The organism is Pseudomonas sp. M5 (genome assembly GCF_016907075.1).
Classification (GTDB): domain Bacteria; phylum Pseudomonadota; class Gammaproteobacteria; order Pseudomonadales; family Pseudomonadaceae; genus Aquipseudomonas; species Aquipseudomonas putida_E.
The window spans coordinates 4,699,843-4,718,993 of record NZ_JAFBBH010000001.1 but is presented as its reverse complement, the minus strand read 5'-3'; the positions used below and the strand labels follow the sequence as shown (position 1 = coordinate 4,718,993).

At 61.3% G+C, this 19,151-nt stretch carries 16 protein-coding genes; 8 read left to right on the top strand and 8 right to left on the bottom strand.

The features are described from left to right. Nucleotides 1-157 precede the first annotated feature (157 nt). The 3 genes from pcaF to pcaR all read right to left on the bottom strand — a co-directional run bounded on the left by pcaF (nucleotide 158) and on the right by pcaR (nucleotide 4,128). Nucleotides 158-1,363, bottom strand: coding sequence for a 3-oxoadipyl-CoA thiolase (gene pcaF, locus JOE27_RS21480; protein WP_172655279.1), 1,206 nt, complete (start codon nucleotides 1,361-1,363; stop codon nucleotides 158-160). A gap of 220 nt (nucleotides 1,364-1,583) precedes the next feature. Then, nucleotides 1,584-2,927 carry an MFS transporter gene (locus JOE27_RS21475; RefSeq protein ID WP_204919853.1) on the bottom strand — a complete coding sequence of 448 codons (1,344 nt, stop codon included), beginning with the start codon at nucleotides 2,925-2,927 and terminating at the stop codon, nucleotides 1,584-1,586. Nucleotides 2,928-3,252: 325 nt separating this feature from the next. After that, nucleotides 3,253-4,128, bottom strand: coding sequence for a pca regulon transcriptional regulator PcaR (gene pcaR / locus JOE27_RS21470; RefSeq protein WP_012312936.1), 876 nt, complete (start codon nucleotides 4,126-4,128; stop codon nucleotides 3,253-3,255). 467 nt (nucleotides 4,129-4,595) lie between these two features. Here pcaR and JOE27_RS21465 point away from each other — a divergent pair, with 467 nt between their 5' ends. Beyond that, entirely contained in the window at nucleotides 4,596-4,796 is a 201-nt protein-coding gene (locus tag JOE27_RS21465) for a hypothetical protein (protein WP_012312935.1), read from the top strand. 317 nt (nucleotides 4,797-5,113) lie between these two features. After that, a complete protein-coding gene (locus JOE27_RS21460) occupies nucleotides 5,114-6,586 on the top strand; it encodes an inorganic phosphate transporter (RefSeq protein WP_046784907.1) in 1,473 nt (490 codons plus the stop codon). A 207-nt stretch (nucleotides 6,587-6,793) separates the two neighbouring features. On the opposite strand, the gene JOE27_RS21455 is transcribed toward JOE27_RS21460, so the two are convergent. Continuing rightward, nucleotides 6,794-8,269: a helicase HerA-like domain-containing protein gene (locus JOE27_RS21455; RefSeq protein ID WP_204919850.1), complete on the bottom strand. Its 1,476-nt coding sequence runs from the start codon at nucleotides 8,267-8,269 to the stop codon at nucleotides 6,794-6,796. A 165-nt stretch (nucleotides 8,270-8,434) separates the two neighbouring features. Here JOE27_RS21455 and JOE27_RS21450 point away from each other — a divergent pair, with 165 nt between their 5' ends. The 4 genes from JOE27_RS21450 to JOE27_RS21435 all read left to right on the top strand — a co-directional run bounded on the left by JOE27_RS21450 (nucleotide 8,435) and on the right by JOE27_RS21435 (nucleotide 13,348). Further along, entirely contained in the window at nucleotides 8,435-10,309 is a 1,875-nt protein-coding gene (locus tag JOE27_RS21450; RefSeq protein ID WP_115273670.1) for a methyl-accepting chemotaxis protein, read from the top strand. Nucleotides 10,310-10,480: 171 nt separating this feature from the next. Further along, the gene (locus JOE27_RS21445; RefSeq protein WP_046784903.1) at nucleotides 10,481-11,602 is read left to right on the top strand and encodes a glycosyltransferase family 1 protein; all 1,122 of its coding nucleotides are present in this window, start codon (nucleotides 10,481-10,483) and stop codon (nucleotides 11,600-11,602) included. After that, complete coding sequence (locus JOE27_RS21440) at nucleotides 11,595-12,359, top strand: DUF2334 domain-containing protein (RefSeq protein ID WP_115273668.1); 765 nt, start codon at nucleotides 11,595-11,597, stop codon at nucleotides 12,357-12,359. The genes JOE27_RS21445 and JOE27_RS21440 overlap by 8 nt, the downstream gene beginning before the upstream one ends. Further along, nucleotides 12,356-13,348 (top strand): lysylphosphatidylglycerol synthase transmembrane domain-containing protein, encoded by a 993-nt coding sequence (locus tag JOE27_RS21435; protein ID WP_115273667.1) that lies wholly within the window; start codon nucleotides 12,356-12,358, stop codon nucleotides 13,346-13,348. The genes JOE27_RS21440 and JOE27_RS21435 overlap by 4 nt, the downstream gene beginning before the upstream one ends. A gap of 188 nt (nucleotides 13,349-13,536) precedes the next feature. Here the strand turns inward: JOE27_RS21435 and purU are convergent, their stop codons facing one another. Further along, the gene (gene purU, locus JOE27_RS21430; protein WP_012312928.1) at nucleotides 13,537-14,388 is read right to left on the bottom strand and encodes a formyltetrahydrofolate deformylase; all 852 of its coding nucleotides are present in this window, start codon (nucleotides 14,386-14,388) and stop codon (nucleotides 13,537-13,539) included. A 297-nt stretch (nucleotides 14,389-14,685) separates the two neighbouring features. Between purU and mvaT the strand changes: the two genes are divergently transcribed. Further along, nucleotides 14,686-15,063, top strand: coding sequence for a histone-like nucleoid-structuring protein MvaT (mvaT, locus tag JOE27_RS21425; protein WP_012312927.1), 378 nt, complete (start codon nucleotides 14,686-14,688; stop codon nucleotides 15,061-15,063). Between the two features lie 80 nt (nucleotides 15,064-15,143). On the opposite strand, the gene sbcB is transcribed toward mvaT, so the two are convergent. The 3 genes from sbcB to JOE27_RS21410 all read right to left on the bottom strand — a co-directional run bounded on the left by sbcB (nucleotide 15,144) and on the right by JOE27_RS21410 (nucleotide 17,496). Continuing rightward, nucleotides 15,144-16,580, bottom strand: a complete 1,437-nt coding sequence (gene sbcB / locus JOE27_RS21420) for an exodeoxyribonuclease I (RefSeq protein ID WP_046784900.1) — start codon at nucleotides 16,578-16,580, stop codon at nucleotides 15,144-15,146. Nucleotides 16,581-16,626: 46 nt separating this feature from the next. Continuing rightward, nucleotides 16,627-16,986: a PilZ domain-containing protein gene (locus JOE27_RS21415; RefSeq protein ID WP_115275478.1), complete on the bottom strand. Its 360-nt coding sequence runs from the start codon at nucleotides 16,984-16,986 to the stop codon at nucleotides 16,627-16,629. Between the two features lie 123 nt (nucleotides 16,987-17,109). Next, on the bottom strand, nucleotides 17,110-17,496 hold the full coding sequence (locus tag JOE27_RS21410) for a hypothetical protein (protein WP_046784899.1): 387 nt from the start codon (nucleotides 17,494-17,496) through the stop codon (nucleotides 17,110-17,112). A 171-nt stretch (nucleotides 17,497-17,667) separates the two neighbouring features. Between JOE27_RS21410 and pyk the strand changes: the two genes are divergently transcribed. Further along, a complete protein-coding gene (pyk, locus tag JOE27_RS21405) occupies nucleotides 17,668-19,122 on the top strand; it encodes a pyruvate kinase (protein ID WP_039604343.1) in 1,455 nt (484 codons plus the stop codon). The last annotated feature ends 29 nt before the right edge of the window (nucleotides 19,123-19,151 follow it).

The following is a 19,151-nucleotide window of genomic DNA, read 5'->3' as shown; positions in this document are numbered from 1 at the left end:
GTCTAGACACACTTAGTAACACACTCGTTCCGCTTCCGGGCTGGCTATTGGCCTTGTGTCGCATAAGTCCGGCCTTTTCGCGGGCCAAGCCCGCGCCCACAAGAGAGGCGTGGTCCCCTGTGAGAACGGGCTTGTCCCGCGAAAAGGCCGGAACAGGTCAAACCCGCTCGATGGCCAACGCCAGACCTTGGCCAACACCGACACACATGGTCGCCAAGCCCTTGCGCCCGCCGCTCTTCTCCAGTTGGTGCAGTGCGGTCAGCACCAGGCGCGCACCACTCATGCCCAGCGGGTGGCCCAGGGCAATTGCACCGCCGTTGGGGTTCACCTGCGGCGCATCATCGGCCACGCCCAGCTCACGCAGCACCGCCAGGCCTTGGCTGGCAAACGCTTCGTTGAGCTCGATCACATCGAAATCGCTCATGGCCACACCCAGGCGCTCGGTCAGCTTGCGCACCGCCGGTACCGGGCCAATGCCCATTACCCGTGGTGCGACACCGCCGCTGGCCATCCCCAGAACACGGGCACGCGGGGTCAGGCCGTGCTTCTTCACCGCTTCAGCCGAGGCCAGGATCAGTGCAGCAGCACCGTCGTTCACGCCCGAGGCATTGCCAGCGGTGACCGTCTTATCCGGGCCGTTGACCGGTTTGAGCTTGGTCAGTGCCTCAAGGGTGGTTTCCGGGCGCAGATGCTCATCGCGCTCGACGATGGTTTCGCCCTTCTTGTGGGCAATACGCACAGGCACGATTTCTTCGGCGAAGAAGCCGGCAGCCTGGGCTGCGGCGGCCTTCTGCTGGCTGCGAAGGGCGAAGGCATCCTGGTCGGCACGCGAAACCTGGTAATCGTCTGCGACGTTATCAGCGGTTTCAGGCATGGAGTCCACACCGTACTGGCTCTTCATCAGCGGGTTGATGAAGCGCCAGCCGATGGTCGTGTCTTCAAGCTTCATGTTGCGCGAGTAAGCGCTTTCGGCTTTGCCCATGACAAACGGCGCGCGCGACATGGACTCGACGCCGCCGGCAATGGCCAGCTCCATCTCGCCGCTGGCGATGGCACGGAATGCAGTACCGATGGCGTCCATACCCGAGGCGCACAGGCGGTTCAGGGTCACACCCGGGATACTCTCGGGCAGGCCCGCCAGCAGCAGGGCCATGCGTGCCACGTTGCGGTTATCTTCACCGGCCTGGTTGGCACAGCCAAAAAACACTTCGTCGACCTGATCCCACTGCACACCCGGGTTACGCTCGATCAGCGCCTTGAGCGGTACAGCGGCCAGATCATCGGCACGCACGCCGGCCAAGGCGCCGCCGAAGCGGCCGATGGGGGTGCGAATAGCGTCACAGATAAATACGTCGCGCATCAAGCTTCTCCTGCCAGTGGGCCATGGGCCTCGGCGGTGCGGGTTTCAAAGTCACGCAGCGCACCCAGGTCGACCTCGGTTCAGGGTGCTACGCTGGGCTCAGATTAAGGAGAGTGGCGGGTCGCTGACAATCCGATAATCGACTATCCGTGCGTTTATCGAACATATTGTCGCCCAGCCATCCCTCTCCCAAGGGGCCGCAACGCGGCCCGTCAGCGCAGGTTCAGGTCGCGTCGGCGTGGCTAACCAGGCCTTTGACGATCACGCCTACCGTGGCCAGCGCAGCTGGCACCAGCAATGCCGTCAGCACCTGCTCGAAGTTCCAGCCCAGGCCAAGCAGGGTCGCACCACTCCAGGCGCCGAGGATCGCGCCAAAGCGGCCGATGCCGAGCATCCAGGAAACACCGGTGGCACGCGCTTGGGTCGGATAGAACCGCGCCGCCAGCGAAGGCATGGCCGATTGCGCGCCGTTCACACACATCCCGGCTACCAGCACCAGAGTGGCAAGCAAGGTAATGTTGCCCAGGCTCTGCCCTACCGCATAAGCGAACACGCCCGCCAGCAAGTAGAAGATACCGATGACCTTGTGCGGGTTGTAACGGTCCATGGCCCAGCCTACTGCCACGGCACTGAGTACGCCACCGAACTGGAACAGCGCACCGATGAACGCGGCCTGCTCCATGCTTGCGCCGCTGTCACGCATCAGCGTCGGCAGCCAGCTGGTCAGCAGGTAGACGATGACCAGGCCCATGAAGTAGGTCAGCCACAGCAGCATCGTGCCCAGGCCATAGGTGCCGGAGAAGATCACTGCGAACACGTTGCGCGCGGCCACAGCCTTCTGTTCCGGCACACTGAAGCTGGCTGCCTGCGCAACGACGGCCGGTGCAATCGGCGCCAGGGTCTTGCGCACCTTGTCGGTACCGCGGTTGCGTACAACCAGAAAGCGTGCCGACTCAGGCAGCCAGACCATCAGCACCACAACCAGCAGCAGCGGCAGCACGCCGCCCACTACCAACAGGCTATGCCAGCCGTAGGTCGGGATCATCTTCGCGGAAATGAACCCACCACCAGCCATGCCCAGGTTGAAACCGCAGAACATGCTGGTCACCAACAGCGACTTGAGGCGCTCCGGGGTGTATTCGGAAAGCAGCGTGGTGGCATTGGGCATGCCGGCACCCAGCCCGAGGCCGGTCAGAAAGCGCAGCATCAGCAACTGGTCGACGTTGCTGGCGTAGGCCGAGGCCAGGCTGAAACCACCGAACACCAATACCGCACCTACCAGCACGACCTTACGGCCAAAGCGGTCGGCCAGCGGCCCTGAACCCAAGGCACCGAACACCATCCCGATCAACGCGGCGCTCATCACCGGGCCAAGGCTGGCGCGGTCGATGCCCCATTCCTGGGACAATGCCGGAGCGATAAACCCCATGGCCGCAGTATCCAGACCATCGAGGAAGACAATCAGGAAGCAAAGGATCACCACGCGCCATTGATAGCGCGACAGCGGTTGTTCATTGATGAATGATTGAACGTCGAGGCAGTTCCCGACAGATTGTGGCTTGTTCATTGTTGTTATCCAGAAATTGGGCACAGTCGAGCCACTGCACAAGGGCAACCGGTACAGGGTTCAAAGTCGATGAAATGCGGCCTGATTCAGCCTGGATACAACGGAACTGCGTGCGGGTGCGGCCGCAGCAGCAAAGTGACAGTGGTCATGGTGTGCGCCTCTTGTGTTTTTCTTGTTCGGTCGGCACAGCCGACCGCTGCGAGAGACATTAATCAGCCAATGGAGGGCGCGCAATTCGTCCAGAGCGACACTGTGCGTTTATCGAACAGGAAACGGTTGGCATGTTCGATAACAGTGCACAGCGGCACGACGGGCTGTACGTGTTTCAGCCAAACAACTGATGGCAAAGATCGCGACTGGATGCCAGCAGGATCGGTAAGAACCGCTGTTCCAGCTCGCTTCGGCTCACACGCCCCACATGGGTACTGACATTCAACGCCGCAAGTACCTGCCCGGAAGCATCATAGATCGGCACAGCAATCGAGCGCAGCCCCTGCTCCAGTTCCTGGTCGACTACGCACCAGCCCTGCTCACGCACCTGCTGAATACAAGCGAACAGCGACTCCGGATCATGCAAGGTACGGCTGGTGCGGGCCTTGAGGTCGGCGCGGTCGAGGTACTCGCGCAAGCTGGTGTCGTCCATCGCTGCCAACAGAATGCGCCCCATCGACGTGCAGTAGGCCGGCAGCCGCCCACCGACTGACAGATCGACCGATATCAACCGCTCCACAGTGGCCGAGCGGGCTATATAAAGAATATCGTCGCCTTCGAGGGTGGCCATGTTGGCAGCCTCGTGCAATTGATCGCTGATGCGGTCCAGATAGGGCTGGGCCGACATCGCCAGGGGCGTCGACGAAAGGTAGGCATGGCCGAGGGTCAGCACCTTGGGCAGCAGCGAATAGGTACGCCCGTCGGTCGTGGCGTAGCCGAGCTTGATCAGCGTATGCAGGCAACGACGCACCGCCGCTCGTGGGATCTCGGTGCGGTGGCTGATCTGAGCGATGGTCAGATGGCGCTTGCGCTCCTGAAATGCCTGGATTACGGCAAGGCCCCGCGCCAGCGAGGTCATGAAGTCCGGGTCACCAGTAAATGCCTGAATACGCTTGGCTGGCGAGGCCACGATCGGCGGTGCCAAGGCAGGAGCGCTCGGGCGTACCGACTCCGGGCTGGCAGATTCGTTGGCCGGGATTTCGTCACTCATCGCTCACCTCAAAAAAATCGCTGCTTCGTGCGATTATCGAACAAACGGCCGATAATCGCAATTGACCGCTGACACGTTTGCTTATACCTTTCTTCTGCCACTTGTGGCTTCTTTGGAGAGACTGGTCAGGTACCCACCGTAGAAGTCCCCAGGCAACGGCCTCGCCTTTGTGCGAGGCCGTTTTTATTTCCCAGCCTGGTATCTGAACAGCAGCGAACTTTCCAAGCGCCGGCCGTTCAAACTTTGCACAAGCAGCCATTACCCGCAACTTGAACGACGGTTGTAAGGGCTGGGTAAATAACACTGTCTGGCGTTTTATCGATTGCTATAATCCAGTCGGCTGGCCCGGATCCGCATTCGGGCAAGGCACTTACGGCCTGACCCTTATCCGACGACCAGCACGCCCTGTGCATGGGCAACGTGCACGTGCACGCACTACCGGCCACTTTTTACATTCAGGTACTACTGTGACGAAAGATGAACTGCGCGCGGAACTGGAGCGCCAGGCTGAACGTTACAAGGAAGTTTACGGTGGTGAAGTCACCACTTACGCCGCTCAACCGGAACCGGAGCGCAAACCTTGGCGCAAACGGGCCACGGTCCAGGATCAGGCCTTCAACCAGGAACTGGAAAAGATGGAGAAAGAGTTGCGCAACGAAGACACCTGAGCCGTTTGCCGCGGGCAATTGCACTGGCGGTCGAGGGCGGCGCTCGCGGGACCGATCGTTACCGACAGGCCGAGTATGAAATGGAATTACACAAATTTCATACAGTCGTTTTAATCATGAATGGCCATTCCCGTTTACAGGAATACGGCGAAATTCGGCGTTTTTTGTGATTTTTAGCGAAACCTTCTACGCATTACTCCGTGGAAGACAACGTTTGGAAGTCGATCAAAAGACTGCCATCGGTCAGCTGCGGGTGCATCGATTGCCAAGGTTTTCTGGCATAATCCCGCCCCCCAAATGACCGCCAGACAACCTTCATGATCGATTTATTCAGCGGACTGGATGCCTGGGTATTGGTGAGCCTGCTGCTCGCCCTGACCTTCGTGCTCGCATTCGAGTTCATCAATGGCTTTCATGACACCGCCAACGCGGTAGCCACCGTCATCTATACCAAAGCCATGCCACCACACCTGGCCGTGTTCTTCTCCGGGGTGTTCAACTTCCTTGGCGTTCTGCTGGGCGGTGTCGGGGTGGCTTACGCCATCGTTCACCTGCTGCCGGTCGAGTTGCTGATCAATGTGAACACCGGGCATGGCCTGGCCATGGTCTTCTCGTTGCTGGCTGCGGCCATCACCTGGAACCTGGGTACCTGGTATTTCGGCATCCCGGCCTCGAGCTCGCACACCTTGATCGGTTCGATCCTTGGCGTTGGCTTGGCCAATGCCCTGATCAGCGACATTCCCTTGGGTGACGGCGTCAACTGGCAGAAGGCGATCGATATCGCCATGTCACTGGTCATTTCGCCCATGGCCGGCTTCGCTGTAGCTGCGCTGTTGCTGCTCGGCCTGAAATGGTGGCGCCCGCTGTCGAAGATGCACAAGACGCCAGAACAGCGCCGCAAGCTCGACGACAAGAAGCACCCACCCTTCTGGAACCGCTTGGTGTTGGTGATTTCGGCAATGGGCGTGAGCTTCGTACACGGCTCCAACGATGGCCAGAAAGGCATCGGCCTGATCATGCTGGTACTGATCGGCATTGTTCCGGCCAAGTTCGTGCTCGACCTGAACAGCACTACCTACCAGATCGAGCGCACCCGCGACGCGACGATGCACCTGAGCCAGTTCTACCAGCGCAATGCCGCCACCCTGGGCGAGTTCCTGGCACTGGGCAAGGCACAGGCCAGCGACCTCCCGGAGCAGTTCAGTTGCAACCCGCAGCAGACCGAGCCCACCATCGCAGCATTGCAATCCTCGCTGCAGGGCGTGACCGATTACCGTGCCCTGGAAGCCGACAAGCGCGTGGAAGTGCGCCGCTACCTGCTGTGCCTGGATGACACGGCGAAGAAGGTCGGCAAGCTGCCGGGACTGGATGCGCGTGAAAAGGCCGACCTCGACAAGTTGCGCAAGGACCTCACCGCCACCACCGAATACGCCCCGTTCTGGGTAATCGTCGCCGTCGCCCTGGCTCTGGGCCTGGGCACCATGGTCGGCTGGAAACGCGTGGTACTGACCGTAGGCGAGAAGATCGGCAAACAGGGCATGACCTATGCCCAGGGCATGTCGGCGCAGATCACCGCAGCATGCGCCATCGGCATGGCCAACGTATTCGCCCTGCCGGTTTCGACTACCCACGTGCTGTCGTCCGGCGTGGCCGGCACCATGGTTGCCAACAAGAGCGGCCTGCAAGGCGGCACAGTAAAAACCATCCTGCTGGCCTGGGTATTGACCCTGCCGGCGACGATGGGCCTGGCGGCTGGCCTGTTCTGGCTGGCGTCCAAGGTGATGGGCTGAACCATAGCGGCGCAGTGAAAAGGGCCGCTTTGCGGCCCATCGCCGGCAAGCCGGCTCCCACAGAGACCTCGCAGCTCTTGAGGTCTGCGCTGTACCTGTGGGAGCCGGCTTGCCGGCGATGGGCTGCGTAGCAGCCCTGATAACGCCAACTGACTGACACTAGCCGTCAAGGCGACTTTTATTGCACAGAGGCCAGCATTGCCAGTGCTAACGCTTCTTGCCCCCGAGCAATGACCCCATCAACCCCCGCACCAGCTGGCGCCCCAACTGGTTGGCCGCCTGACGCACCGCCGACTTGATCGCCTGCCCCGCCGCGCTCTGCAAGAAATCCCCGGCCTTGTCGACCAGGCTGTCATCATCCGCCTTGGGCGCCGGCACGGGCTCTACCGGCTCGCCTTTGCGCCGGGCCAGCATTTCGTACGCCGACTCCCGGTCAATAGGCTTGTCATAGCGCCCCGCCAACGGTGACCCTGCTATCAGCGCACTACGCTCGGCCACACCCAACGGCCCGATTCGCGATTGCGGCGGCGCAATCAGCACCCGCTGAACCATCGCCGGAGTGCCCCTTTCTTCAAGCGTACCCACCAGAGCCTCGCCAATCCCCAGCTCGGTCAGCACTGCCAGAGTGTCGAATGCCGGGTTCGGGCGAAAGCCGTCTGCCACGGCCCGCAGCGATTTCTGCTCCTTGGCGGTAAAGGCCCGCAGCCCATGCTGGATGCGCAACCCCAGTTGGGCCAGCACGCTGTCGGGCAGATCGCCCGGCGACTGGGTGACAAAGAACACCCCCACGCCCTTGGAGCGAATCAGCCGAACCACCTGTTCCAAGCGATCCTGCAGGGCTTTCGGGGTGCCATTGAACAGTAGATGCGCTTCATCGAAAAACAGCGCAAGCACCGGCTTGTCGGCGTCGCCTCGCTCCGGCAATTGCTCGAACAGCTCGGCCAGCAGCCACAGCAGGAAGGTGGCGTATACCTTCGGGGCCTCATGCACCAACCGGCTGGCATCGAGCAGATGAATTCGCCCACGACCATCAGCGTCCGTGCGCAACAGGTCCTCAAGTTGCAATGCCGGCTCACCGAACAGCGCCTCGGCACCCTGTTGCTCCAGCGTTGCCAAACGCCGCAACAATGCCTGGGTCGAGGCCGTGGTCATCAGCGCACTGTCTTCGCCCAGCAACTGGGGATTGTCTTTAAGGTGGGCCAGCAGCGCCTTGAGGTCCTTGAGGTCGAGCAGCAGCAACCCGTCACGGTCGGCCACCTTGAATGCGGCATACAACGCAGCCTGCTGGCTGTCGGTCAGCTCTAGCAGATTGCCAAGCAACAGCGGCCCCATCTCACTAAGAGTGGTGCGCAGCGGGTGGCCGGACTGACCGGCGATATCCCATAGGCTCAGCGGATAGGCCTGCGCCTTGTACCCCAACCAGGGCATGCCGGCGATGCGCTCGGCCACCTTGCCCTGGGGCGCTCCAGCCGCACCGACACCGCACAGGTCTCCTTTGACATCGGCAGCGAACACTGCCACGCCAGCATCACTGAATATTTCCGCCAGGTGCTGCAAGGTTACGGTCTTGCCGGTACCGGTGGCACCGGCGACCAGCCCATGGCGGTTAGCCAGGCGCATGGCTTGATGCACAGGCTGGCCATCCGGGCCGGCACCTAAAACTATGGTCGAAGTTTCCGACATCTTTTTAATCCTCTGCTCAAGCTTGCCCACCCACCAGCCGATAGCTCTGGATGATATTCGCCTTTGAAGACAGAACACCCCTGAAAGGACTTTCGGGATGTTGCACTGTTTTAAGCGGTACTCGTGCGAACGCCCGATAAAAACCTTAGCGGAACCGATCACGCCATGAACAAAAGCCTTCGTTTCAGCCACAAGATTCTTTTGGCCGCATCACTGATCGTGATACTCGCCTTCAGCCTGTTCACCCTCTACAACGACTATCTCCAGCGTAATGCCATCCGTGAAAACCTGGAGAATTATCTGGCTGAAATGGGCACATCCACTTCGAACAACATTCGCAACCTGTTCGAAGGCCGTATAAAACTGGTTGAAAACCTGGCGCAGAACATCGCCCAGCAACCTGCCAGCGCAGAAACGCTGATGGGCCAGAGCGCCCTGACGTCAAGCTTCCTGACCGTCTACCTGGGCAAGGTCGACGGTGGCTTCAGCGTGCGACCCGACTCGAAGATGCCTGATGGCTACGACCCACGCACCCGCCCCTGGTACAAGGATGGCATGAGCGCCCCGGGCGCCATCCTCACCGAGCCCTACATCGACATGACCACCAACCAGATGGTCATCGGCATCCTCAGCAAAGTGTCCGCGGGTGTCGGCGTGGTCGGTGGCGACCTGGCCCTGGACGGCCTGGTGCAGATCATCAACTCGCTGAATTTCGGCGGCATGGGCTATGCCTTCCTGGTCAACGACCAAGGCAAGATTCTGGTGCACCCGGACAAGGCACTGGTCATGAAATCGCTGTCGGACCTGTTCCCGCAGCACACGCCGAAACTGACCGGCGAGCTCACCGAAATCGAGGCCGATGGCCAGACCCGCCTGCTGACCTTCACCCCGATCAAGGGCCTGCCATCGGCCAACTGGTACATCGGCCTGTCGGTGGACAAGGACAAAGCCTTTGCCATGCTCAGCAACTTCCGTACGTCGGCCGTGATCGCCACGGCGGTGGCGGTCGTGATCATCATTGGCTTGCTGGGCCTGCTGATCCGCGTGCTGATGCAACCCTTGCTCACCATGACCCGCGCCATGGAAGACATCGCCGAAGGTGAAGGCGACCTGACCAAACGCCTGAAAATCCACAACCATGATGAGTTCGGCATCCTCGGCACCGCCTTCAACCGCTTCGTCGAGCGCATCCACGGCTCGATCCGCGAGGTGTCCTCGGCCACCGAGCAGGTCAACGAAGTGGCCCTGCGCGTGATCAGCGCCTCCAACTCGTCGATGACCAACTCGGACGAGCAGTCCAACCGCACCAACAGCGTTGCCGCGGCCATCAACGAACTGGGCGCCGCCGCCCAGGAAATCGCCGGCAATGCCGCCCAGGCCTCGCAACATGCAAGCTCTGCACGCCTGTTGGCCGAAGAGGGCCAGCAAGTCGTGACGCGCAATATCGAGGCGATGAATCGCCTGTCGGACCTGATCGTCACCTCCAGCGCGCACATCGAAACGCTCAACAGCAAGACGGTGAACATCGGCCAGATCCTTGAGGTGATCACCAGTATTTCCCAACAGACCAACCTGCTGGCGCTGAACGCCGCCATCGAAGCCGCACGGGCTGGAGAAGCCGGGCGTGGTTTTGCCGTGGTCGCCGACGAAGTACGCAACCTGGCGCACCGCACCCAGGAGTCGGCGCAACAGGTACAGGCGATGATCGAGGAGCTGCAGGTCGGTGCCCGCGAGTCGGTCGATACCATGGGCCAGAGCCAGCGCCACAGCCAGGACAGCATGGCGATCGCCAACCAGGCCGGTGAGCGCCTGGACAGCGTCACCGTGCGCATCGGTGAAATCGACGGCATGAACCAGTCGGTGGCCACTGCAACCGAGGAGCAGACAGCCGTGGTCGACTCGATCAACATGGACATCAATGAGATCAACATGCTCAACCAGGAAGGGGTCGAGAACCTGCAGGCCACCCTGCGGGCGTGCTCGGACCTGGAGCAGCAGGCCTCCCGCCTCAAGCACCTGGTAGGCAGCTTCCGCATCTAGCGCCAAGCGGCAAGCTGCAAGTAAAAGCGGATTTGGCGCCGCCTCTTGCTTGCAGCTTGCAGCTCCCACCCAACCCAACCGAACAAACTATCCTTCAGGTAGGTCAACCTTAGGCGCGTCATCCCCGGCCTGTTACAGCCCGATGACGGACCAAAAGTCGATCCCGGAGGGATGCTGATCGTGCACATCGCTGACATCACCATGTTCTACGCCCCGGCCAGCGGCGGCGTACGCACTTATCTTGATGCCAAACACCACCGTCTCGACGCCATTGACGGCGTACGCCACAGCCTGTTGATTCCCGGAGCCAGCGCTCGCCAGGAAGACGGCATCTATCAAGTTCCGGCTCCGCCCCTGCCCTTCGGCAAAGGCTACCGCTTCCCAGTGCGGCTGGCCCCCTGGTGCAATGTGCTGCGCGGCCTCAAGCCCGACCTCATCGAGGTGGGTGACCCCTACCTGACCGCCTGGGCGGCCCTCGAGGCGCGGCGTCAGCTGGATGTACCCGTGATCGGTTTCTATCACTCCGACTTGCCGCTGCTGGTCAGCAACCGCATGGGCAACTGGTTCATGCCAAATGTAGAAGCCTATGTCAGCAAGCTGTACGGCAATTTCGACCGAGTGCTGGCGCCCAGCCAGGTGATGGCCGACAAGCTTCGCCGCCTGGGTGTGCGCGATGTCCATGTGCAGCGCCTGGGCGTCGATCTGGCCACGTTCAACCCGCAACACCGTGACCCGCAACTGCGCGCCGAACTAGGCATACCCGATACCAGTCGCCTGCTGGTCTTCGCTGGCCGTGGCTCGCGGGAAAAAAACCTGCCCGTACTGCTCGATTGCATACAGCGTCTTGGCCGCCCTTACCACCTGTTGCTGGTGGGCTCGAACATGCCAGCCAACGTCCCTGACAACGTCAGCGTGATCAATCGATTCTGCGCGCCGCAGGACGTCGCCAGGCTGGTGGCCAGCGCCGACCTGTTGGTGCATGCCGGCGACCAGGAAACCTTCGGCCTGGTCATCCTTGAAGCAATGGCCAGCGCCACTCCCGTGGTGGCCGTGCACGCCGGGGCCTTCGGCGAGATCGTCAATGAGCAGTGTGGGCGCCTGTGCCGGGCAAACGATGGGCAGGCCATGGCCACTGCAGTGCGTGAGGTGTTCGAAGCCGGCGTGCGCAAGCTCGGGGCCCAGGCCCGCAGCCACGTTGAGCAACATTATTCGTGGGACAATGTCGTCGCCGGCCTGCTGCAGCACTATCAAGCGGTGCTTGGCCATCAACCACAGGTACGCGCCCATGCTTGAGGCCAGCACCGCGCCGGGCAGCCTGATGCTCGTGCTGCACGATATCGCGCCTGAGACCTGGCCGGACTACCAGCCCTTCGTTCAGGCGGTCGACGAAATGGGCCATGTGCCCATGACCTGGCTGGTAGTGCCGAACTTCCATCACCGCAACCCGCTGGCAGGCTCCCCAGCATTCTGCCGCCTGCTCGAACGGCGCCTGGCGCGCGGCGATGAACTGGCGTTGCATGGCTTGTACCACGCCGACGATGGGCCATCGCCAAGCAGCCTGCGTGAGTACTTCATGCGCCGCCTGTACACCCATGAGGGTGAATTCTATGCCTTGAACCAGGCGCAGGCCATGCAACGCCTGGAGGCCGGCCTTGAAGTCTTCGCCCGGCAAGGCTGGCCCGTCGCAGGCTTCGTCGCCCCGGCCTGGCTGATGAGCCAAGGCACCCGCCAGGCCCTGAGCCAACTGCCGTTGCGCTACACCAGCACACCACAGCACTTGTATCGCTTGCCGGACTTCACTGCGTTCAATGCCCCCGGCCTGGTCTGGAGTGCCCGCAGCACCTGGCGCCGCAGCGTGTCGCGAGTGGTCTGTGACTGGCAATGCAGGCGCTGGCGCAACGCGCAAACCCTGCGCCTTGGGCTGCATCCGGTGGACATGCGCCACCGCTCCTCACGAGATTACTGGCTGCGAACGCTGGACAAGCTGCTGATGCAAGGCCGCGCCCCCCTGACCAAGTCGGCCTGGCTACAGCGCCAGGCAAACGGATGAACCGTCTGGGCTGGCTGGCCATGGCTTTGGTGACGGCCATGGTGATACCGGCCCTGCTGGGGGGAAGCGAACTGCTGCCCCGGCTCAAGGCCTTCGACCCCGGCTTGATGCTGACCCTGCTGGGCATGATCCTGCTGTGCTGGGTGATCAATGCCGTGCGGCTGCGCCTGCTGCTTGGCCAGCAGGGAGCAAAGCTTGGGCACGTACGCAGCCTCGGCGTGGTGATGGCCACCGAATTCGCCATTTGCACCACCCCAGGCGGCAGTGGTGGGCCGCTGACACTCATGGCGCTGCTGGCCCGCGACCGTATCGGCCCGGCACGCAGCGGCGCGGTGTTTGCCATGGATCAGTTGAACGACCTGCTGTTCTTCTTCTGTGCCATGTTGGCAATAGCCGGTTACGCACTGTTCCACAGCCTTGGCCGCAGCCAGCAGAGCATGTTGCTGGGCAGCGCGCTGTTGCTGTGCTCGGCACTGGCGGCAATAGTGGCGCTGCTACGTTACCGACGGACGGTGATGCGCCTCAACGGGCGGCTTTTGCAGCGCATGGGGATGGCGCCGGCGCGCAAACGGCGCTGGGCACGCAAGCTGTTGCATTTCATCGATGCCTTGGCGCAGACCTGGCAGCTTCCCAAAAGCACGTTGGTGCTTGTGTTCACCCTCACCTGCGCGCACTGGAGCCTGCGCTACAGCGTGCTGTACCTGGTGTTGCAAGGCTTGGGCGTGGAGTTGTCGTGGATCCCGAGTTTTCTGGTGCAGATGCTCTCGCTCAGTGCCGGGCAATTCAGCCTGCTGCCGGGCGGAGCCGGGGCCGCCGAGCTGACATCGGCAAGCCTGTTGACGCCTCTGGTGGGCAGCTCCACCGCTGCCGCAGCGATCCTGATCTGGCGTGCGGTCACTTACTATTTTTACCTGCTGGCCGGGGGGCCGGTGTTCGTCTGCCTGCTGGCGCGCCCGCTACTGGAGCGCTGGCGGCGTCAGACGGGTTGAGCTGGCGCCAGAGCTCGGCGGCACCGGGAAAATCGGTGCCGTCCTGTTCGCTCAGGGCATCGGGGTCATAGCGGGCAAGGCAGCCTTCACCGAGGGTGGGCGGTGCTGATGCGGTGGGTTTGTTGCGTGAGCTTGTCATGTTGCATCCCCTGCATAGCTGGGGCTGCGTTGCAGCCCCAAAGCCCGTATCAGTCGAACACGACAGTCTTGTTGCCGTGCACCAGCACGCGGTCTTCCAAGTGATAGCGCAGGCCACGGGCAAGCACCATCTTCTCGACGTCGCGGCCGAAGCGGACCATGTCCTCGATGCTGTCGGCATGGCTCACACGTACCACGTCCTGCTCGATGATCGGGCCTGCGTCCAGCTCTTCAGTCACGTAGTGGCAAGTAGCACCGATCAGCTTCACCCCACGCAGGGCGGCCTGGTGGTAAGGCTTGGCACCGACGAACGACGGCAGGAAGCTGTGGTGGATGTTGATGACTTTTTCGGCGTAATCCTGGCACAACTGCGGTGGCAGGATTTGCATGTAACGCGCCAGCACCACCACATCGGCCGCATGTTCCTGAACCAGGCGCGACACTTCAGCAAACGCAGGCGCCTTGTCTTTCGGGTCGACCGGTACATGGAAGAACGGGATGCCGTGCCACTCGACCATGCTGCGCAGGTCGTTGTGGTTGGAAATCACGCAGGGGATCTCGCAATCCAGTTCATCGGTGTGCCAGCGGTGCAACAGGTCAGCCAGGCAGTGGGATTCGCGGCTCGCCATCAGCACCACGCGCTTTTTCTGAGCCGAGTCAGTAATGCGCCAGGCCATGGAAAACTCTTCGGCGATCGGCGAGAAGGCTTCACGGAAGGCCTCGATACCAAATGGCAGCGATTCGGCGCGGATTTCATGGCGCATGAAGAACCAGCCACTCTGCTCATCGGAGTGGTGGCTCGCTTCGTTGATCCAGCCATTGTACAAAGCCAGGAAATTACTGACTTTCGCCACGATACCAACACGGTCGGGGCAAGCGATCACCAGACGATAGGTGCGCATGAATAAGACTCCAGAACTTCGCAAAGGCGCTCATTCTAGCGGCCCGCCCGGAAAAACGCAGTAATCATTGCACCCCACCGCCGCCCGCCTCCTCGCTTACACGCAAGCTGCGGCACGCTGCAACAGCGAGGGTGAAACATGACGAATTGCGGGGCCTTATGTAAATATTTTTTTAACCTTGAGATATTTTGTCACAGCGACATAAACAGTTGAGGAACTGATTAATAGGTTTACTTGAGAGTTTCGCCTGTCTATTATTGCTCCACACATTTCCGAACACGCATTAAGGAACACTCCATGTCCCTGATCAACGAATACCGCGCCACCGAAGAAGCCATCAAGGAACTTCAGGCCCGCCTGGCCAACCTGTCGCAGGATGACAAGCTGAAAAAAGAACTGGAGTTCGAAGGCAAACTGCGCACCCTGATGGGCGAATACTCCAAATCGCTGCGCGACGTCATTGCCCTGCTCGACCCGGAGTCGAAACTGAGCAAAGGGCCACGTGGCGCCGTCAAGACCACCGCCACCAAACGTGCGCGCAAGGTCAAGCAATACAAAAACCCGCACAATGGTGAAGTGATCGAAACCAAAGGCGGCAACCACAAAACCCTGAAAGAGTGGAAAGCCAAATGGGGTGGCGATGTGGTTGAAAGCTGGGCGACCCTGCTGGACTGATTGTCCGCTCGATCGCTGTACTGCTAAAAACAAAAACGCCGGCACGATGCCGGCGTTTTTGTTTGCTTGTATAAAACCACTCAAACACTGATGGCAAACTGCTCCGCCAGTTGTCGGGCATGCGCCTGCCAGGCATCCAGCACCTGACGCCCGGCCTCGTCCGCGTTGGCCCAGGCGCTTTGGCGCGCCTGCTCGAAGTCACCCAGCGTGTTGGGTGCACCCCAATGCGGATCGCTCAGCCGCTGCTGGCAGAAACCATACCAGCGTTGCCGCTCTTCGCTATTCAAGGTTTCCGGGAAGTTGCGCGCCCGATACCGGAACAACAACTCAGGCATGCGCGGGTCATCGAACATCCAGTGGCCTTGCCCCAACTGTGCAGGGTCCAGCGTTCTTACTTGTTCGCACAGCCGGCGGTCGCGGTCGCCGAGAAACCCTTCATACAATTGCTGTTCCGGATCGTCACTCGGAACAAAGTCGTCCTTGCCGTAAATGTGTTCCAGCTTGTGTTGCCAAGCATTCTGTTGATTGGCCAACTCTTCAGCGCGTGATTGCACGAGCGCCAAATCGATACCGAGCCGTTGCTGATCGGCCGCGCGCAATACCGAGAGCGGCGCCACTACCGGGCAGCGATTGATCTGCACCAACTTCAGCGGTATGGGTAATTGCCCGTCAGACAATTCCTCACGACGCGTGTACAAACGTTCACGAAGCACCTCGGCACTTTCCCTTAATAAGGGTAGGGTTTCCTGTTGCAGGTCGCACACAATCAGCGCGTTGCGATTACGTGGGTGCCAGGCCAAAGGCAAGACCACCCCCAGATAATTGCGCGCCGCCGAGAACCGCCCCGATATATGCACCAACGGCTGCAGCAGACGGATTTGCTCCATCACTTTGTGCTTGCTGCGCAACTGGAACAGCCACTCATACAACTTGGGTTGCTTGTGCCGGATCAGACGCGCCAGTGCGATGGTGGCCCGCACGTCGGAAAGTGCCTCGTGTGCATGCCCATGCTCGATGCCATTGGCCTTGCTGAGCAGTTCAAGACGCAGGCTGGTGCGCCCGTCCTGTTGCGGCCAGACGATGCCTTCAGGGCGAAGGGCATAAGCAGTGCGTACCACATCGATCAAGTCCCAGCGGCTATTGCCGCCCTGCCACTCCCGGGCATAGGGGTCGAAGAAGTTGCGGTACAGGCTGTAGCGGGTAACCTCGTCGTCGAAGCGCAAGGTGTTGTAACCGGCGCCGCAGGTCCCCGGGAGGGCCAGTTGCGCGTGCACCCGCGTCATGAACTCGGCTTCGCACAGGCCTTGGCTGGCCAGTTGCTGCGGGGTGATACCCGTCACCAGGCAGGCCGCCGGGTGCGGCAGGATATCGTCGCTGGGGCGGCAATAAAGACTGATCGGCTCGTCGATCTCATTGAGCTCGAAGTCGGTGCGCACTCCGGCCACCTGCAACGGCCTGTCGCAGCGCGGGTTGATACCGGTGGTTTCGTAGTCGTGCCAGAAAATGCTAGAGGTCACGGGGACGTCCTGATCAAAGGTCGCCCCGATTCTAGCGGACATGGCCTCAGACGGAAGCGTTGGCCGGGTGGAAACTGAAATAGTCGCGCAACGAGCGCACGAATTCGTCGTATTCGCGTGGTGCCTGCAGCAGCATGAAGCCCGAATCGTAATGGCCAGGCGTCTGGTCCTCACGGCACCACAGGCAACTGGCGGTCAGGTTGATGAACTGAAAGCCGCCACCGGGCAGCGGCAGGCGCAACTGCAACTCGAAATCCGGCCCTACCAGCACCGGTAACTGGCTGATCAACATCAAGCCATCTTCCGAGGCATTGCCCAGCTGCCCGATCGGCTGATCGGTAAAGCGGTTGAAGACCTTCAGTACGCAAGGTAACTGATGGCGTTCGATATGACGCTGATTGAACATGGTCACAATTGCAGTCCGTACCCGATGCCAGGAATACGAGGTACTGGCGGTTGTTGTAACAACTGAGTTACAGGTTAACGCAGCGCACGCGGCAAATCCCGTGAAATAAACGATACCTTGGTGTTAACGCCAAGGAGAGGTATTCACCGGGCTGGCCATCGCACCCTCGCCAGCGCGGTAGTGGCCCAGCTTCTCCAGAGTCTGCAGTCGCGCCTTGGCCCGGTAGGCATACTCGTTGCGCGGATACTGCTGGATCAGGTATTCGTAGGTTTGTGCTGCGTCCACGAAAAGCTTCTGGCGCTCCAGGCACTGACCCCGCAGCAACGACACTTCCGGATGGATGAACGGCCGCGCGCGGCTGGTACGGTCGACCTGTGACAGCTCGAGCATGACCCGCTGGCAATCGCCTCGGTCGTACGCACGATAGGCGTTGTTCAGATGGTGGTCCATGGACCAGCGGGTACAGCCGACGGCGCTGGCCGCCAGGGCAAAAACGATCAGGGCTCGCATGGGGATCTCCTTTAATAAAGAGTATATCGGCGTGCCGGTATATTTCTTCAGCTTGCAACTTGCAGCTTGCAGCTGCCCTATCGTACCCGCCTGCAGGTAGTGCAACGGAACAATGACTACAGGGCGATTCAGGAGTAGCCTTTCGCTGCGCTTCACTATAGGAGTCTGTGCATGACCATCCGCCGTACCAAAATCGTCGCCACCCTCGGCCCCGCCAGCAATTCGCCGCAAGTGATCGAACAACTGATCCTCGCCGGCCTGGACGTGGCACGCCTGAACTTTTCCCACGGCACCCCGGACGAGCACAAGGCGCGCGCCCGCCTGATCCGTGAAATCGCTGCCAAGAACGGCCGCCATGTCGCATTGCTGGGCGACCTGCAGGGTCCGAAGATCCGCATCGCCAAGTTCAGCAACAAGCGCATCGAACTGAAGATCGGTGACAAGTTCACCTTCTCCACCGCCCACCCGCTGACCGAAGGCAACCAGGACATCGTCGGTATCGACTATCCCGACCTGGTCAAGGACTGCGGCGTTGGTGACGAACTGCTGCTCGACGACGGCCGTGTGGTCATGCGCGTCGAGACCGCTACCGCAGATGCACTGCACTGCGTGGTGATCATCGGTGGCCCGCTGTCGGACCACAAAGGCATCAACCGCAAAGGTGGCGGCCTGACCGCGCCGGCCCTGACCGAAAAAGACAAGGCCGACATCAAGCTGGCCGCGGAAATGGACCTGGACTACCTGGCCGTGTCCTTCCCGCGTGACGCCAGCGACATGGAATATGCCCGCAAGCTGCGCGACGAGTCCGGCGGCAGCGCCTGGCTGGTGGCCAAGATCGAGCGTGCCGAAGCCGTTGCCGACGACGAAACCCTCGACAAGCTGATCGCCGCCTCCGATGCCGTGATGGTTGCCCGTGGCGACCTGGGCGTGGAAATCGGCGACGCCGAGCTGATCGCCATCCAGAAGAAGATCATCCAGCACGCACGCCGCAACAACAAGGCGGTGATCGTGGCGACCCAGATGATGGAGTCGATGATCCAGAACCCGATGCCGACCCGCGCCGAAGTGTCCGACGTGGCCAACGCCGTGCTGGACAACACCGATGCGGTGATGCTGTCGGCCGAAAGCGCCGCCGGTTCCTACCCGATCGAAGCGGTACAGGCCATGGCGCGCATCTGCCTGGGCGCTGAAAAGCACCCGACCAGCCAGAAGTCCAGCCACCGCCTGCACACCACCTTCGAGCGCTGCGACGAGAGTATCGCCCTGGCGGCCATGTACACCGCCAACCACTTCCCCGGCGTCAAGGCGATCATCGCCCTCACCGAGAGTGGCTACACCCCGCTGATCATGTCGCGCCTGCGCTCGCACGTGCCGATTTACGCACTGTCGCCGCACCGCGCTACCCAGGCGCGCGCGTCGATGTTCCGCGGCGTCTACCCGATCGCGTTCGACCCGGCTTCGCTGCCGGCCGACAAGGTCAGCCAGGCGGCGGTCGACGAACTGCTCAAGCGTGGCCTGGTGGCGCAAGGTGACTGGGTGATCCTGACCAAGGGTGACAGCTACCACACCATCGGTGGTACCAACGGCATGAAGATCCTGCATGTCGGTGATCCGCTGGTCGGCTGATCTGCCTCAACCGGCGCCGCTCTGCGGCG